This is a genomic window from Saccharospirillum mangrovi, from assembly GCF_003367315.1.
GTDB lineage: Bacteria > Pseudomonadota > Gammaproteobacteria > Pseudomonadales > Natronospirillaceae > Saccharospirillum > Saccharospirillum mangrovi.
In genome coordinates, this window is record NZ_CP031415.1 from 1,284,865 (window position 1) to 1,300,027 (window position 15,163).

The window sequence follows — 15,163 nt, forward strand, 5'->3', positions numbered from 1 at the left end:
CTCGAATTGAAAGGTTGGCTATTGTGCCTTTTTTTGGTGCGTTGGCAATGTACCTGCGGTCAACCACGGTTGGCCTCTTGTCAGCGACGTCCAGACCGGTAGACTGCCGCCGCCAAACCCATCCGATGATTGTGTATGTCACCGTTAGCCCGCGAATTCTGGGAAGCCGATGTCGACCGTCTGCTGGCGACGCTGAACCCCTGGCTGGAACGCCAGTGGGGCGCTTGTCTGTGGGCGGGTGCGGGCGAGCCGGTGTATTTGCCGGCAACTGCGGGGCAGCCGCTGCATCGCATCGTCTTCGCACACGGCTACTTCAACTCGGCGCTGCACGAACTGGCACATTGGTGTCTGGCCGGCGCACAGCGGCGTCTGCTGGAAGATTACGGCTACTGGTATTGCCCGGACGGTCGCAGCGCAGAACAGCAGGCGGCGTTCGAGCAGGTGGAAGTCAAACCTCAGGCGTTGGAGTGGTGGCTGGCGGCGGCCTGCGGTCGGCGTTTTCGCACCAGTCGCGATAACCTCGGCGGCGAAGCGACCGACGACCGGCCATTTCGATTTGCGGTGCAGCAACAGGCGCAGCGGTATTTCAAGGATGGTTTGCCGGAACGGGCAGCGCAGGCGGTTGAGCGGTTAACGCAAGGTTTCGATCAGCCCTGGCCGGACGCGGCTCACTTCGAACAGCCGCCGGCGTAACGGCTCAGCGACTGTCCTGCCCCGCAGCCGGGAGAATGGACGGATCGGCCAGCTCAGTCAGCCAGTTTTGCAAGGCCTCAAGCGGCATCGGTTTGGCTAACCAATAACCCTGAATGGCGCCGCAGCCGAGGCGTTGCAGGTGTTGCACGGTAACTTCGTTTTCCACGCCTTCGGCAACCAGATCCAACCCCAGGGCTTTGCCCAATTGCACAATGGAACGCACCAGCACCTCGGCCGACGCGCTGCTTTGCAGTTGCTGCACAAATTGTTGATCGACCTTCAAACAATCGATCGGCAGTGCGTGCAAATACGACAACGACGAATAGCCGGTGCCGAAATCGTCGAGCGACACCCGCACCCCGGCCTGACGCAATTGTTCCAGGTTTGACACCGTCGGCGCCCAGTCGTCGATCAACATGGATTCAGTGATTTCCACCGCCAGCGAACCGGGCGCCAGCCGGTGTTCCGCCAAGGTATTGATCAACCGGGCGGGCAGGTTGGGGCGGGTTAAATCGCCAGCGCACAAATTGATCGACACGCACATCGGCCAGCCGGCGGCGCTGAGTTGTGCGCTGGCGCGGCAGGCGGCTTGAATCACCCAATCGGTCAGCGCCGGCATCAAACCCGTGCGTTCGGCGATGGGGATGAATTCGCCCGGCGGAATCCACGCACCATCGGCCTGTGGCCAACGCACCAGAGCTTCGACGCCGTAGACGTGGTTGTCGGTCAGACGGCGTTGCGGTTGGTAGTGCAGCTCCAGTTCGTTGCGTGCAATGGCTTGTTTCAAGCGATACGCCAGGCGCAATCGTTCGGGCTGATACGGATCGGTGTCGGCGCGGTATTCCATAAACAGGCGGTTCTGGTTGATCGCCTGATCGACCGCCACCTGCGCTTTGCGAATCAAAGTACCCAAGGTGCGGCCATCTTCGGGCAGACGTGATGAACCCAGGCGGCATTGCACGGCGATGTCGAGGCCGGGCAGGGCGATGGCGTCGTTCAGCGCCGCGTCGGCTGCCTTAGCCAATTCCGCCAGCGGGTGGCCGTCCGGGCCGTTGTCGAGAATCATCAGGAAGTTGCGGCCTTCCACCTGAGCGATGCGGCGCGGATGCGGTTCGCCCGGGTTCAACACCTGGGCACCGTATTGATGCAGCGGCAGCGATTCAATGCGTTGAGCGGCGCTGCGGGTCAGTTGATCGACGTTGGATTCACCCAGGGTATTGAGCAATTCGCGCAAATTATCGGGCCGGAAAATCACCAGTCGCAGCGGCGCGTCGGATTTGATGTGGTCGATGAATTGCGCAATTTGCGCCTTGTTCGGCAAGCCGGTTATGGGGTCGCGCAGCGCCTGACGCGTGGTTTCTTCCTGGTTACGTGCCAGGGCCCGCAACGCCCGGCGTTCACGATCGAGCGCATCGCGCGCCGAGGTTTCGGCCTGTTTCAGGCTGTCGGCAATCACCAGCGACAGCAGCGCCACCGCCATCACCAAACCCGCCGGCAAGGCGTATTGGGTGATCGGCGATACCGGCAGCCAACCCACGTTGCGCGTCATAAACAGCATGGCTGCGATCAAAAACGGCAGCCAGGAGGTTAAATAGAACACCGCCACCCGGCGCTGTCGGCGCAACGACAAGGCGCCAGTGGTCAGACTCAAACCCAATAGCCAGATCAAATCGGCCAAGACGAACATACTGATCCAGCGATAACTGATCCAAGGGCTGACCAGCACTGGCACCACGTTGACCAGCAACGAAATATTGAGCAGCCGGTTCATCAGCCCTAACTGACGCGTGCGCAACACGCCTTGGGTAAACAGAATCAGACCGATAAAGCCCAAAATGCCGAATTCCGGTGCCCAGTTGACCAGATGCACGGAAATGGTCTGGCCCAGCAGCAGCCGGCTGTGGCCGTTGAGCAGCGCCACGCAAATCGACATGCTGAACACAAACAGCAGGTAGGGCGGGTAAATGGCGCGGCGGGTACTGACCCAGAGAAACAGGTTGAACACCAATACAAAGATAATGGCGCCGTAAAAAGTGCCCCAGATGAAATTCTGCGCCGGCAGTTCGCGGTAGAACCGGCTTGCTTCCCACAGCGTCATCGGTGCTTGCACCGAACCCTGGCTGCGCAATTTCGACAACAGGATGTAGCTGCCATCGTTGTAGTCGAAATTCATCGCCAGATGCGGGCGGAAGGTGGCTTCGTTCTGGCTGGGATGGGGTTGGCGGTCGCCTTCCTGAAATTGCTCAATCACCCGGCCGTCTTTCAACAGCCAGGCGTCGATCCAGTCGATGGTCGGGTAATCGAACGAAACCACTGAATCGAAGCTGAGGGGTTGTGAATCCTGGTGTCTGGCCGCAATCGGAACGGCAACCCAAAGGCTGCTACTGGTATAGCCGATGTTGGCCGGCTGACCATCGGGCGATTGAAAACCGCCCGACAGGAAGCGCTGATAGGCGTGCTGCCAGTCGGTATCCGCGGCTGGATCAATCCAGGTGTGGCTGTAATCAGCCAAATTGACTTGCTCGGTATCCGGCTGGAGGACCAATAAAGGCTCTGCCGCCCGGACCGATGCAATCACCAGGATCATCCAGATAGGGATGAACCAGTACTTCACAATTGCAGTCTCCTTGGCGGGAACCTCCGGCTCCCTAAGTGAGCCTGGCGGATCCGGCCAGGCTTATTCCCTACGGTCGGTACACGCAGTCCCAGCCGAAACCTTAGACTAGCGGCAGGCTGGCCGTGCAGCAAGGCTGGAAGTTAAAGTGATTTATTAAGTTCATTAAAAAATACGGTGCCTGGCGCTTTCCATAAGCCCGACAGCGGCACAGAAATTCGAGACTGGCCGAAAAATGCGCTACAATCGCCGCCCCCGAGCACAGGCTCCATGCCACAAGGCACAGAGCCCGGTTGCTGGGTGGATCGAACGCCCAATAGGGTGATCGCGTTCTTTAATGGCTCTGTTGAGCCAAGCAATATCCGTCCGTTATCCGGCTGCCTCAGTGCGCCGAGTTCGGGCATAGGCAGGCCGCCCATATTGCCGGTTAATCCGGTCGGGACGGTCATTTAAGCAATCACGCCCCAGCCGTTGAATCGCTGACGGGCGCAAGCAATTAAGTGTGACTCTGTGACCAATCAATCTCGCAAACCCCGTAAACCCCGCTGGCATATCTCTCAGTTCAAAGTTCCCGAAGCTCCAGGCAAAGTCCGATTCCACGACCTCTTCCTTCCCATTGCTCTGATGCGCGCCATCCATGAGCTGGGTTATGAATATTGCAGCCCGATCCAGGGCATGACGCTGCCGTACACCCTGGCCGGCCACGACTGCATCGGCAAAGCTCAGACCGGTACCGGCAAAACCGCCGCCTTCCTGATCACCGTCATCACCGATCTGATGGAACACCGTCTGCCGGAACAATACGCCGGCGAGCCGCGCGCCCTGATTCTGGCGCCGACGCGTGAACTGGCACTGCAAATCGCCGAAGACGCCAAACTGCTGACCAAACACAGCCGCCTGAAAGTGGCCGCTCTGGTCGGTGGAATGGACATGGATAAACAGCGCAAGCAATTGCAGGAAAGCCGTCTCGACATTCTGGTCGCCACGCCGGGCCGCCTGCTCGACTTCATGAACCGTAAGGAAGTCTTCCTCGATCAGGTCGAAACCCTGGTCATCGACGAAGCCGACCGCATGCTCGACATGGGCTTTATCCCGGACATCAAATCCATCGTTCGCGCCACGCCGCGCAATGAAGAACGTCAGACGTTGATGTTCAGCGCCACCTTCTCTTACGACATCCTCAACCTGGCCGAACGCTGGACTCAGGACGCCGTGCGTGTGGAAGTCGAACCCAAGGTGAAAACCGCCGAGCAGGTCGAGCAACACGTCTTCCTGGTCACCGCCGACGAAAAGTACAACCTCCTGCGTCACGTCCTGAAACAGCCGGGTGCTGATAAAGTTATGGTGTTCGCCAACCGCCGCGACATCGTGCGCGATCTGAGCGACCGCCTGCGCAAAGACGGCATCCAGAACCAGGTGTTGTCCGGCGAAGTGCCGCAAGCCAAGCGCGTTAAAACGCTCGACAACTTCAAAGAAGGCAAGGTGCAAGTACTGGTCGCGACCGACGTCGCCGGCCGTGGCATTCACGTTGACGGCGTATCTCACGTAGTCAACTACACCCTGCCGGAAGACCCGGAAGATTACGTGCACCGCATTGGTCGTACCGGCCGCGCCGGCGCCAAAGGCCAGTCGATCAGCTTCGCCTGCGAAGACGACTCCTTCCAGATTCCTGCGATCGAAGACTACATTAAGCGCAAGATCGATCTGGAACAGCCGCCGGAAGACTGGCTGCAGGATCTGCAAGCCGCCGATGTGGCAGGCGCAGCTGACCGGGCAGACGCTGAAGCTGCTGCGTTGCGCGCAAACGACCACTACGATGACGCTGATGATGGTGAAGACGACAACATCGGCAACCGCGCCGATGATCACAGCGACACCTATGTCGATTTGTCAGAAGTGGACGCGAACTCAGACGAGGAAGACGACACCGACGACGAGTCTGAAACCGACGTCGAACGCCGGGAAGGTTCTGTCTGATCCATGGCCACCGGCCTGCGCATCGTCGCCGATGAAAACATGCCCCACGTCGAACCCTGGTTCGACGCGGTGGCAGCGTCCATCACCCGTGTCGCCGGCCGCAGCCTGACCCACGCCGACCTGAAAGACGCCGATGTCCTGCTGGTCCGCTCGGTCACCAAAGTGAATAAAGATTTACTGGCGGGCACCCCGGTCCGCTTCGTCGGCAGTGCCACCATCGGCACCGACCATGTCGATACCGCCTGGCTCGCCGAACAAAACATCCCGTTTCACCACGCCCCCGGCTGTAACGCTCAATCCGTTGTTGATTGGGTGCTGTCCGTCTTTGCCCGTCTGCATTTGGATGCCGACCTGAACTGGTGGCAAAAAACCATCGGCGTTGTTGGCGCCGGCAATGTCGGCGGTCTGTTGGTGAAACGCTTAAACGCTTTGGGCGTGCGCACCCTGGTGTGCGACCCGCCCCGCGCTGAACGCGAAGGCCACGCCGGCTTCACCGACCTCGATACCTTATTGAGCGCCGCCGACATCGTTTGCCTGCACGCGCCCCTGGTGCGTGACGGCAATCACCCAACCCTCGGCATGATCGGCGCTGAACAACTCGCCAAACTCAAGCCCGGCGCCTGGTTGCTCAACGCCGGTCGCGGCTCGGTGATTCAGGAAGCGCCGTTGCAACAGGTGCTGGACGCCGGCCACATTCAAGCGGTGTTGGACGTCTGGCCCGACGAGCCACGCGTCAGCGAGCGCTTACTGAACTCAGTCGTCCACGCCAGTCCGCACGTGGCCGGTTACAGCCAGGAAGGCAAATGGACCGGCACCCGCATGCTCGCCGAAGCCCTATACGCCTGGGCAGGCGAACCTTTACCCCAAGGCCCCGACCTTCCCGAAGGCCCCAGCCTCGACGCGGCCTTCTTCAATACCGACACCCCGGAACGCCTGGGCAGCGAACTGATCCAGGCGCTGCACGATCCGGCGCGCGACAGTGTCGCCATGCATCAAAGTGTGACTGACGGTGCTATCCAACCGGCTGACTTTGATTTGCTGCGCAAGCAATATCCGCAGCGCCGTGAAATCGGCGCCGCCCGACTGGCGAATGTGCCAGAGCGCGCGCGAGATTGGTTTTGTGCTTTAGGGTTCAAGCCCTAGCAATCGACCCACGGTCGTCTTCAATACCCCGCCTCGAACATTGCCAATTTCACTCAGGCACACCAAAGTAAGCGCTCCGTTACCGGCGTCGTCATTTCCGGCTGCGCCTTAATACACTGAGTGTCGCCAACCCATGTTGCATACCGCTTTGCTTATTAAGCTGGCCGATGCCAAATCGATGCTGGCGCAGATGGCTGAGTCGTCGTTGAGCGTTGAGCAGGTAGCCGACGCCATTGGGATGTCGCCGTATTATTTTATCCGGCTGTTTAAAACGGTCTTTGGTGTTACTCCGAATCAGTACCAGATTCAGGAGCGACTGAAGGTCGCCAAACAACGCCTGATGGAGACTGACCATTCCGTGACGGATATTTGTCTGGACGTCGGCTATTCCAGCCTCGGCACCTTCAGCGATTTGTTCGCGCGTCGATTCGGGATGACACCCACGGAATATCGTCAAACCTACCGGCCACTGGTTAAAGCATCCGGCGAGGTGCCCAAACAATGGGTGCCGAGTTGTTTCGCGTTGATGTGCGGGCAACCAAAGCAACAACGCAATTTTGAAGAAGCCTGAGTCATTGGACTGTCGTTACACTCCATCTCCGGTTGATCCCACATCCGGCCGCACAAAGGAGGCAACATGAAGATCAAACTGAACAGTATTTTTGTCGATGACCAGGACAAAGCACTGACGTTCTATACGGAAATTCTGGACTTTCAAAAAAGCAAAGACATTCCCGCAGGTGAATTCAAATGGCTGACGGTGGTCTCTCCCCAGGATCCGACAGGCACCGAATTGGTATTGGAGCCTAACCACAATCCGGCGGCGAAAACCTTTCAGGAAGCGCTGTTCAAACAGGGCATTCCGATGACCGCTTTTGAAGTGGACGACATTCAGACGGTGTGTGACCGGCTGAAAGAAAAAGGCGTGGTGTTTTCCATGCCGCCTACCCAGGCTGGCGATGTCACCATCGCAATTTTTGCCGACACCTGTGGGAATCTGATTCAGGTGTACCAGTTGTAACTGCAGCGACACAGCCATCGGGGGTCGAAAAAACCGATCGGTCGTGTCGAATCAGCAATGCTTGGAACGACTACTCAAGGAATGCTCATCAACGAGAATGTGAGGTCGTATGAAAAAAACAGGTTGGGTTATGACGGCGTTATTTGCACTCTTTATGTTGGTCGCTTCCGTTGCGCCTAAATTGGTGGGCGCGCAGGTGGCGGTGGATTCAATGATTCAACTCGGCTGGACGTCCGATTATTTGCTGCTGATCGGTATCATTGAGTTGTCCTGCACCCTGTTGTTCCTGATTCCAAGAACGGCCTTGTTAGGGGCCATTTTGTTTACCGGATTGTTGGGCGGCGCGCTGGCCAGTAATTTGAATGCCGGCAGTCCGTTGTTCAGCCACACGCTGTTTAGCGTTTATCTGGGCATATTTATGTGGCTGGCGTTGTGGCTCAGAGACAATGCCGTTCGGCGGGTATTTCCCATTCATCAACTCACGGACTGATCAGTGATAAAACAACTTCGTTTTAGTTTGGCTGCCAACATTCTTTTAACGATGTTGTTGTGTCTGGTGGTGTTCCATCTGTTGCTACTGGTGGGTGTTGTTCCGTTCGATCAGGTCTGGGGTGGGCGATTGAACAACACCGTCCAAGTGCGAGTATTTGAAACAATATCCCTGGTGGTCACGGTTTTGGTCATGGCCGTTGTCGCAATGAAAGTCGGCTACCTGCGCCCGGTGCTTGTACCTTGGTTGATCAACGCTGTCTTGTGGGTTCTGGTGGGGTTGTTTTTGCTGAACGCCCTGGGCAATTTGGCATCCACCCAGGCAGTTGAGACCTTCGTATTTACCCCGGTTACGATGATCGCTGCCTTGTTGTGTTATCGGCTGGTGATTGAACCAAACGCCTAGCCAGTGTGGTTTACCGGATGGACACCGAGAGCCCTTCAATATGCCGGCCATAACATTCCAATCACCCAACCCGTTGCTGATGATCATCGATTTGCAAAACGCCATTGATCATCCCAGATGGGGCGTCCGCAACAACCCGGACGCCGAAGCACAGATCAGTCGGTTATTGAACGCCTGGCGTGAACGCCAACTGCCTATTTTGCACGTCAAACACATGTCCACCGTGCCGGGTTCGACCTATCAGATCGGCACGCCCGGCAACGATTTTAAAACCGTCGCGATGCCGCTGCCGGGCGAGCCCATTCTCGAAAAAGATACCAACAGCGCGTTTATCCGAACCGATCTCGATGCCAGGCTGCGCAGCCAGGGCATTACCGACATCGTCATCGTCGGCGTCATCACCAATAACTCGGTTGAAGCCACGGCGCGGATGTCGGGAAATTTGGGTTACCGAACCTTTGTGGTATCGGACGCTACCTTCACCTTTAACAAAGTCGACTTTGGCGGCCACGAGCGTTCGGCCGAGGAAGTTCACCTGATGTCACTGGCAAACATGGACGGTGAATACGCTACGGTGTTGGACACAGCTGCCGTTATGCAACGGCTTGCCGGTTAGTTATCGATTGTTTTCTTGATGGTGTCGAAATTCGATTATCCGGTTCGACTGAGTGCAGAAGGCCAATCCATGGCCTTTAACCGTCGGAGTTCATCATGGCTAAAGAAGTGTTTATCAGTTTACCGGTCGCCGATCTTGCCAAAGCCAAAGCCTTCTATCAGGCCATCGGTTTAGAAAATAACCCGCAACTGAGCGACGACACCGGCGCCTGCATGGTGTGGAGCGAAGCGGTGAGCATCATGCTGATCACCCACGCCAAATGGCGTGAATTTACCGACCGTCCGATTGCCCCATCGAACACCAGCGAAATGGCCATTAATCTGTCGTGCGACAGCCGCGAGGCCGTAGACGTTATGAATCAGGCGGCGGCCAAACACGGTGGTCAGGCGGATGTGAATCCGATCCAGGATCACAGCTTTATGTACGGTCGCGATTTTTGTGATCCCGACGGCCATATCTGGGGTGCCATGTGGATGGACATGGCAGCGGCCACTGAAGAATCGGCAAGCTAACAACATTGCATAGGTGTAATTTTTTATGACCAAAGTATTCGTCAATATCGGTTTGTCACTCGATGGGTATATGGCGCCGGAAGGCATGTCGATGGAGCATTGGCAGACGCCCGAATATAAAGATTGGGCGGCAAAGTGGGGCTCGCTGATGGGCTGGGTGCTAAAGCTTGAGTCTTTTCGCAACAACCTGAAGTTTGGTCCCGGCGGAGAAACCGGCCCCGTAAACGACATGTTTCGCGCCACGACAGAACGCATCGGCGTCAACATTTTAGGCAAACGCATGTTTGAAGGCGGCGAAGTTTCCTGGCCGGAAGAAGCGCCATTTCATACCCCGGTGTTTGTGCTGACGCATGAAAAACGTGAACCCTGGGTTCGCCCCGGTGGCACCACTTTTTATTTTGTAAACGAAGGTCCGGAACACGCCTTGGAGCAAGCGCGGAAAGTCGCCGGAGGGAAAGACATCCGGATTTCCGGCGGCGCCGATGTTATTCAGCAATATTTAAACCTGGGCGTGGTTGATGAACTGGAAATTGCATTGGTGCCTATTCTGTTTGGCGGTGGCCGGCGGTTGTTTGAAAACCTGGCCGAACCCACACCGCAATTCCGAGTGGATTCTGTTTTGAATACACCCGATGCCACCCATTTGCGGTACGTGCGCGCCTGAACCGAAACGGGCGGTCCAACGCATGAGTGGACCGCCAGACTCTCCTTAGGAACAAAGCAACGAAAGCTTCGCCATGGTTGAAAGCTTCGATGTAATCGAATATGAAGTTGACCACTAAAACGTCAACGAAAGGTCGGCTCCATGAACAAGCGGAAGTCAGTTGTAGCGATATTACTCACGGCGGCATTTCTGAATGGCTGTGCTGGATTGGAAACGCGATACCAGGCGGATATGGACCAGATCAGAATTCAGCATTTGGATACCATTTTTAATCTGCTGGTCGAATACCAAAATAAATCCGGCCAGTTACCGCTGCAAGGCGATGTCCTGTCGCGCGATATCGAAGTCTTTATCACACACCGTAAATTGCCCGACTGGCTGATCACTCAAGCTGCGCAAGCCCCGTTGGACATTTACCCGAATGAAGCGTTGGAAGCCGAATTTGAGCGTGTTCTGGGCCGCGAAATCGAACTGCCATCCGACCCGCAAAACGTCGCAACCTATGCGCCCAATGTCTATGTCTATCACGTGAATCCTGGTTGGGCCTGTGTGGCTGCACATTTATATAGCCCGGCACCGGGAACCAAAAACGTTCAAAACCAATATTACAAATATGAGAAGTGCGTTCAGTCGAGCATCTGATGCCGTCTCAACCTAAGCGCTTACTGGGAAGAGTAAGCTGAGCTGCTTCCGGATTAAAAAGGGGGTAGCTCCCCTTTTTAATCTTCACTCCGGAGCTGATTGAATTCAGTTCAATGTGGTGTCCGATGTTGAGTGGTCTTCTTGAAACAGCCGTTCTACCTGCGCGATTTTAGTATCCGATTCCTCTTGGGTTAGCGCCCCTTCCTTGACTAACCAGCGAAATTTATTGATCTCCATTTCCAGACTGTTGTTTGGATCGATGTCCGCATAGTGTTTCAACAGTTGCTCCTTTTTTCGTTCTTTCAGAGTCTGAACAATCTGATCGTGGTGCTTGTCCTGAATCACATGGACATTCCAGCGGTCGACGTGAAAGACCGTAAATTTCACCCGTGAGAAATATTCGATGGCAAGGCAAGCCACACCGAGCAGAATCCAGACGCCTCTGCCAGCCAGTGACATCTGTGCGTAGGCAGCAATACCCAGCTGAATGCCGCCAACGATCAACCAGATGTAGCCGACATTCCTGAGCCAGTCATTGCGCTCAATTTGCACGAAGGGTTTCTCCGCAACGTCCATATAGTCCAGATCCAATTCTCCTGAACCATGTTTCGATTGGTAGGCAAACGTGAACGTATCCTCGTGAAAGGTAAAAATGTGTTTGTGCGATTTCTTCTTTTGTACGATTTTCAAAGCATTCATCCTGTTCGCCAAAGATTCCGTCCGATCAAACGGGGTGACTCGGATAGGACCAGGGATTACCGAGGCTGGGGGTTAGAAACACCGACCTGTTTATATAAGCGCTAACTTTGACTTACCGATTATGGGACAACAAGCATCAATGGCGCATTTGTGTCCGCCTAATGTGAAAAATTGGCGGCACGGGACTTAGCTGTGATGTAACCGCCATGTCGTGGCCCCAAATACTTGGCGACTGTAAGGGAATATGAGAGCTTAAGCGGCCATACAATTCAGGCTCAGGTGGCCGACCATGAATAACAAGGTTCGAAACCTCGATAAGACCCTGCTGTCCGACAATTGGTACCACCTCTACAAGTACCGTTTTGACTATCAACGCGCCGATGGTCAGTGGGAAACGCAGGAGCGTGAAGCCTATGACCGCGGCAATGGCGCGACCATTCTGTTGTTCAATCGCGACCAGCAAAGCGTCATCCTCACTCGCCAGTTCCGCCTGCCTACCTACATCAACGGCAACACCGATGGCATGTTGATCGAAACCTGCGCCGGCCTGCTCGATCAAGACAACCCGGAAGACTGCATTCGACGCGAAGCCGAAGAGGAAACCGGCTATCGGGTGTCCGATGTGCAGAAAGTCTTCGAAGCCTATATGTCGCCAGGGTCGGTTACTGAACTGGTCCACTTTTTCATCGCTGAATATCACGATTCGATGAAGGTGTCCGACGGTGGCGGTCTGGTCCATGAGCAGGAAAACATTGAGGTGCTGGAGATGCCGTTCACCGAGGCGTTGGCGCGCATTGACAGCGGTGACATCAAAGACGGTAAAACCATCATGCTGTTGCACTATTTAAAATTGAAAGGAATGGGGTGAGACGATGTCGCTTGCCAGTGTCGATGCCTTCGTGAATAACGCCAAACAGTGGCCTGAAGAGTTCAAGCTGCTGCGCGCCATTGTGGTGGCATCGCCACTTACTGAAACTTATAAATGGGGCAAACCCTGTTACACCTTTGACGACAACAATGTGCTGATCATTCAAGGGTTCAAACAGTTTTGTGCTTTGCTGTTTCCCAAAGGCGCTTTGCTGAATGATCCAGACGGCTTGTTGCAGTGGCCGGGAAAGCATACCCAATCGGCCAAGCGCCTGTGTTTCACCGATGCCAGCACCATTCGCCAACAAACAGCCGCTATACAGGCGCTGATTGCCGAAGCCATCGCGGTTGAAAAGTCCGGTTTGAAAGTTGAGTTTAAAGCGACCGACGAGTTTGAAATACCGGAAGAACTGCAAAGCCGTCTGGATGAATCGCCGGCCTTCCGCGATGCCTTTCAGGCATTAACGCCCGGTCGTCAACGTGGCTATTTATTGCATTTCTCCAGCGCCAAACAATCGAAGACCCGAGCGGCCCGAGTAGAGAAACACCGCGAACGCATCATGGACGGTTTGGGGCTGCACGATTAATTCCGGTCAACGACTAACGACGGTAATAATTACAACAACAATAATTACAATAATAACTACAACAACAGTAAAACCTAAAGGATGTGAAAATGAGTCAGCCCATGCGACCGAACTCAATGTTAGATCCGGTAGCGAATTATGAAAAAACCTGGATCATCGCCATGTATATTCTGTGTGTGGCGATACCGCTAACCATGATGGTGGGGCCATTTATCGGAGCAGTTATTGCGTGGATCATGCGCAAAAATGCCGAAACAGAATTCGCCAAAAATCATGCGCGTTATCAGCTTGGTGTCTTGGGTAAGAGCGTTGTATTTGCTGTCATCGGGCTGGCTCTGATGTTCGTGTATTTCGTTGTTCTGTTCCGGGCAGACCATGACGAAGTGTGGTTGGTGTTGATCGGCATTACCCCAGTAATTTTTGTTGCTGGCTGGTACGGGGTTAAAACCCTGATCGGCATGTGGGCGGCTTTTCAAAATCGAACGCTGCCTTAGTTGCAGTCGTTGTACTTAAGGAATGTATTGAATGCACAAGCTCTACGGTGATCACCAGTCCGGGAATTGTTACAAAGTCGAATTATCAGGCAGCTTGTTGAACATTCCTCTGGCGTGGGTCGACGTTAATATCCTGAATAATGAAACTGCCGCGCCTGGCTTTCGCGCCAAAAACCCGAATGGCAAAATTCCATTGCTGGAATTGGACGACGGTCGTTGTTTATGGGAATCCAATGCCATCATCAATTTTCTGGCCGCCGGTTCCAGCTTTTTACCCACCGATGCGTTCACCTTAGCCAAGGTGCAGCAATTGCAATTCTTCGAGCAATACAGCCACGAACCCTATATTGCGGTAGCCCGGTTTATTGCCAAATATCTGGGCTTGCCGGACGATCGAAAAGCCGACTACGACGCCAAACAGCAAGGCGGGCATAAAGCGCTGAAAGTGATGGAAACCCAGTTGGCACAAACGCCGTTTCTGGTGGGCGATCAAGCCACCACAGCCGACATCAGTTTGTATGCCTATACGCACGTTGCACACGAAGGCGGGTTTGACTTAGCGGAATATCCGGCAATTCAAGCCTGGCTGACGCGTCTGGAAGCGTTGCCAGGTTATCGTGCCATGGGCGCATAAAGGCCGTAATGAATACGATATTGGTTTGGCTGGCGAACGTCGTTTTGTTGCTGCACGTATCGTTCGTCGCGTTCGTTGTTGTTGGTCTGGCGCTGGTCTATGTCGGCTATTTTTTCGATTGGCATTGGGTGCGCAGCCGGGTGTTTCGTCTGGTGCATCTGGCGGCGATTGGTTATGTGGTGGTGCAGTCATGGCTGGGTGTGATTTGTCCGCTGACGGTGTTGGAAATGAAGTTGCGTGCCAGTGCCGGATTGGATACCTACAACGGTTCCTTTATTCAGCACTGGCTGCAAAGCCTGTTGTATTACAGCGCACCGGACTGGGTGTTTATTCTGGTCTACAGTCTGTTTGGTGCGCTGGTGGCGTTCAGTTGGTGGTTGGTTCGGCCGCGTTGATGCCCGGCCGTAACGCTCGATACAGCAACGACAGCGGCAACAGAACTTCTCCGATAAAGGTGTATTGAGCGATAAAGAATCGATCGGTACCCAGTGCGAACCAGGTGACGGTGTCGAGGAAATAACCAATGCCGCCAATGATCAACAGCCAACCAACAATCGACGGCAGGAAGCGGGCTTTAGCCACCAGCCAACCCATCGGCATCAACCACAACCCCCAGAAAATATGAGCGATCATGATGCCGTCGGCGTGCAACTGAAACGCGAACAAGATGGCAGCGTCGAGTTGGTCGCGGCTGAACACAGCGCTCATGCCTTCGGAATCCAACAGCATTAATCCGGCAACACGACACAGTTCGTTGAGCATCGCAATCGGCATGGTCGCCAGCGTGAACAACACCATAAATGCCGCCACGGTGTTGCCAAATTGGCGCAGTAAATAATAGAGCGCGACAACCAGAAACAGCTGCGTAATCTGGATGGCAAAGGCCGTTAAAATGCTCCAGCGAATGGCGGTGGTGTTGGCTTCAATATTGGCTAAGGTTGCTAGGCTGTCGCCTTCCACCCAGATAAATTCCGGCACATAGAGAATGCCGAATACACCCAGCGGAATCAGCAGCAGATAGAGCGCCGCGGCAATGCGGGCAAGACGTTGTTCGGATTGAGTCATGGTTGTGATCCCGTTATTGAATAGGAATGAGGTTGTGGTT

19 protein-coding genes and 1 pseudogene are annotated in these 15,163 nt (G+C 55.0%); 16 read left to right on the forward strand and 4 right to left on the reverse strand.

The annotated features are described in order from the left end of the window. Positions 1 to 135 precede the first annotated feature (135 nt). On the forward strand, positions 136 to 693 hold the full coding sequence (locus DW349_RS06190; RefSeq protein WP_108124801.1) for an elongation factor P hydroxylase: 558 nt from the start codon (positions 136 to 138) through the stop codon (positions 691 to 693). Between the two features lie 4 nt (positions 694 to 697). Here DW349_RS06190 and DW349_RS06195 read toward each other — a convergent pair whose 3' ends face one another. Next, on the reverse strand, positions 698 to 3,307 hold the full coding sequence (locus tag DW349_RS06195) for an EAL domain-containing protein (RefSeq protein ID WP_108124800.1): 2,610 nt from the start codon (positions 3,305 to 3,307) through the stop codon (positions 698 to 700). A 143-nt stretch (positions 3,308 to 3,450) separates the two neighbouring features. Next, complete coding sequence (locus DW349_RS17345; protein WP_157954284.1) at positions 3,451 to 3,756, reverse strand: hypothetical protein; 306 nt, start codon at positions 3,754 to 3,756, stop codon at positions 3,451 to 3,453. Between the two features lie 46 nt (positions 3,757 to 3,802). On the opposite strand from DW349_RS17345, the pseudogene rhlB reads away from it, so the two are divergent. The 10 genes and pseudogenes from rhlB to DW349_RS06245 form a co-directional block, all read left to right on the forward strand. Continuing rightward, positions 3,803 to 5,038: pseudogene (gene rhlB / locus DW349_RS06200) on the forward strand (ATP-dependent RNA helicase RhlB); the annotation flags it as partial. A gap of 249 nt (positions 5,039 to 5,287) precedes the next feature. Continuing rightward, complete coding sequence (locus DW349_RS06205; RefSeq protein ID WP_108124798.1) at positions 5,288 to 6,427, forward strand: 4-phosphoerythronate dehydrogenase; 1,140 nt, start codon at positions 5,288 to 5,290, stop codon at positions 6,425 to 6,427. A gap of 133 nt (positions 6,428 to 6,560) precedes the next feature. Then, positions 6,561 to 6,998 carry a helix-turn-helix domain-containing protein gene (locus tag DW349_RS06210; protein WP_108124797.1) on the forward strand — a complete coding sequence of 146 codons (438 nt, stop codon included), beginning with the start codon at positions 6,561 to 6,563 and terminating at the stop codon, positions 6,996 to 6,998. Between the two features lie 66 nt (positions 6,999 to 7,064). Then, a complete protein-coding gene (locus tag DW349_RS06215; protein WP_108124796.1) occupies positions 7,065 to 7,448 on the forward strand; it encodes a VOC family protein in 384 nt (127 codons plus the stop codon). 130 nt (positions 7,449 to 7,578) lie between these two features. Next, entirely contained in the window at positions 7,579 to 7,938 is a 360-nt protein-coding gene (locus DW349_RS06220) for a DoxX family protein (RefSeq protein WP_198650434.1), read from the forward strand. A gap of 3 nt (positions 7,939 to 7,941) precedes the next feature. Continuing rightward, positions 7,942 to 8,343: a hypothetical protein gene (locus tag DW349_RS06225; protein ID WP_108124794.1), complete on the forward strand. Its 402-nt coding sequence runs from the start codon at positions 7,942 to 7,944 to the stop codon at positions 8,341 to 8,343. A gap of 40 nt (positions 8,344 to 8,383) precedes the next feature. Continuing rightward, entirely contained in the window at positions 8,384 to 8,959 is a 576-nt protein-coding gene (locus tag DW349_RS06230) for a cysteine hydrolase family protein (RefSeq protein WP_108124793.1), read from the forward strand. A gap of 95 nt (positions 8,960 to 9,054) precedes the next feature. After that, positions 9,055 to 9,471 (forward strand): VOC family protein, encoded by a 417-nt coding sequence (locus DW349_RS06235; RefSeq protein WP_108124792.1) that lies wholly within the window; start codon positions 9,055 to 9,057, stop codon positions 9,469 to 9,471. Positions 9,472 to 9,496: 25 nt separating this feature from the next. Further along, positions 9,497 to 10,135: a dihydrofolate reductase family protein gene (locus DW349_RS06240; protein ID WP_108124791.1), complete on the forward strand. Its 639-nt coding sequence runs from the start codon at positions 9,497 to 9,499 to the stop codon at positions 10,133 to 10,135. A 231-nt stretch (positions 10,136 to 10,366) separates the two neighbouring features. Next, the gene (locus DW349_RS06245; RefSeq protein WP_108124790.1) at positions 10,367 to 10,777 is read left to right on the forward strand and encodes a hypothetical protein; all 411 of its coding nucleotides are present in this window, start codon (positions 10,367 to 10,369) and stop codon (positions 10,775 to 10,777) included. A 105-nt stretch (positions 10,778 to 10,882) separates the two neighbouring features. Here DW349_RS06245 and DW349_RS06250 read toward each other — a convergent pair whose 3' ends face one another. Next, positions 10,883 to 11,476, reverse strand: coding sequence for a hypothetical protein (locus tag DW349_RS06250; protein ID WP_198650433.1), 594 nt, complete (start codon positions 11,474 to 11,476; stop codon positions 10,883 to 10,885). A 289-nt stretch (positions 11,477 to 11,765) separates the two neighbouring features. Here DW349_RS06250 and nudK point away from each other — a divergent pair, with 289 nt between their 5' ends. From nudK to DW349_RS06275, 5 genes are all read left to right on the forward strand, one after another. Next, on the forward strand, positions 11,766 to 12,344 hold the full coding sequence (gene nudK, locus DW349_RS06255; protein ID WP_108124789.1) for a GDP-mannose pyrophosphatase NudK: 579 nt from the start codon (positions 11,766 to 11,768) through the stop codon (positions 12,342 to 12,344). Positions 12,345 to 12,348: 4 nt separating this feature from the next. Then, complete coding sequence (locus DW349_RS06260; protein ID WP_108124788.1) at positions 12,349 to 12,930, forward strand: YdeI/OmpD-associated family protein; 582 nt, start codon at positions 12,349 to 12,351, stop codon at positions 12,928 to 12,930. 89 nt (positions 12,931 to 13,019) lie between these two features. After that, the gene (locus tag DW349_RS06265) at positions 13,020 to 13,424 is read left to right on the forward strand and encodes a hypothetical protein (protein ID WP_157954283.1); all 405 of its coding nucleotides are present in this window, start codon (positions 13,020 to 13,022) and stop codon (positions 13,422 to 13,424) included. A gap of 31 nt (positions 13,425 to 13,455) precedes the next feature. Continuing rightward, positions 13,456 to 14,058, forward strand: a complete 603-nt coding sequence (locus tag DW349_RS06270; RefSeq protein WP_108124786.1) for a glutathione S-transferase family protein — start codon at positions 13,456 to 13,458, stop codon at positions 14,056 to 14,058. Positions 14,059 to 14,066: 8 nt separating this feature from the next. Continuing rightward, positions 14,067 to 14,453 (forward strand): DUF2784 domain-containing protein, encoded by a 387-nt coding sequence (locus DW349_RS06275; RefSeq protein ID WP_108124785.1) that lies wholly within the window; start codon positions 14,067 to 14,069, stop codon positions 14,451 to 14,453. Here DW349_RS06275 and DW349_RS06280 read toward each other — a convergent pair. Next, positions 14,425 to 15,123, reverse strand: coding sequence for a DUF4386 domain-containing protein (locus DW349_RS06280; protein ID WP_108124784.1), 699 nt, complete (start codon positions 15,121 to 15,123; stop codon positions 14,425 to 14,427). The two genes, DW349_RS06275 and DW349_RS06280, sit on opposite strands and share 29 nt — an antisense overlap. Positions 15,124 to 15,163: the final 40 nt, after the last annotated feature.

Excerpts from the sequence above, each read along its gene's own strand:
- DW349_RS06280 (WP_108124784.1), bottom strand. The coding sequence starts at position 15,123 with ATGACTCAATCCGAACAACGTCTTGCCCGCATTGCCGCGGCGCTCTAT.
- DW349_RS06240 (WP_108124791.1), top strand. The coding sequence starts at position 9,497 with ATGACCAAAGTATTCGTCAATATCGGTTTGTCACTCGATGGGTATATG.
- nudK (WP_108124789.1), top strand. The coding sequence starts at position 11,766 with ATGAATAACAAGGTTCGAAACCTCGATAAGACCCTGCTGTCCGACAAT.
- DW349_RS06275 (WP_108124785.1), top strand. The coding sequence starts at position 14,067 with ATGAATACGATATTGGTTTGGCTGGCGAACGTCGTTTTGTTGCTGCAC.
- DW349_RS06250 (WP_198650433.1), bottom strand. The coding sequence starts at position 11,476 with ATGAATGCTTTGAAAATCGTACAAAAGAAGAAATCGCACAAACACATT.
- DW349_RS17345 (WP_157954284.1), bottom strand. The coding sequence starts at position 3,756 with ATGACCGTCCCGACCGGATTAACCGGCAATATGGGCGGCCTGCCTATG.
- DW349_RS06260 (WP_108124788.1), top strand. The coding sequence starts at position 12,349 with ATGTCGCTTGCCAGTGTCGATGCCTTCGTGAATAACGCCAAACAGTGG.
- DW349_RS06205 (WP_108124798.1), top strand. The coding sequence starts at position 5,288 with ATGGCCACCGGCCTGCGCATCGTCGCCGATGAAAACATGCCCCACGTC.
- DW349_RS06210 (WP_108124797.1), top strand. The coding sequence starts at position 6,561 with ATGTTGCATACCGCTTTGCTTATTAAGCTGGCCGATGCCAAATCGATG.
- DW349_RS06270 (WP_108124786.1), top strand. The coding sequence starts at position 13,456 with ATGCACAAGCTCTACGGTGATCACCAGTCCGGGAATTGTTACAAAGTC.
- DW349_RS06215 (WP_108124796.1), top strand. The coding sequence starts at position 7,065 with ATGAAGATCAAACTGAACAGTATTTTTGTCGATGACCAGGACAAAGCA.
- DW349_RS06245 (WP_108124790.1), top strand. The coding sequence starts at position 10,367 with ATGGACCAGATCAGAATTCAGCATTTGGATACCATTTTTAATCTGCTG.
- DW349_RS06220 (WP_198650434.1), top strand. The coding sequence starts at position 7,579 with ATGACGGCGTTATTTGCACTCTTTATGTTGGTCGCTTCCGTTGCGCCT.
- DW349_RS06190 (WP_108124801.1), top strand. The coding sequence starts at position 136 with ATGTCACCGTTAGCCCGCGAATTCTGGGAAGCCGATGTCGACCGTCTG.
- DW349_RS06230 (WP_108124793.1), top strand. The coding sequence starts at position 8,384 with ATGCCGGCCATAACATTCCAATCACCCAACCCGTTGCTGATGATCATC.
- DW349_RS06265 (WP_157954283.1), top strand. The coding sequence starts at position 13,020 with ATGAGTCAGCCCATGCGACCGAACTCAATGTTAGATCCGGTAGCGAAT.
- DW349_RS06235 (WP_108124792.1), top strand. The coding sequence starts at position 9,055 with ATGGCTAAAGAAGTGTTTATCAGTTTACCGGTCGCCGATCTTGCCAAA.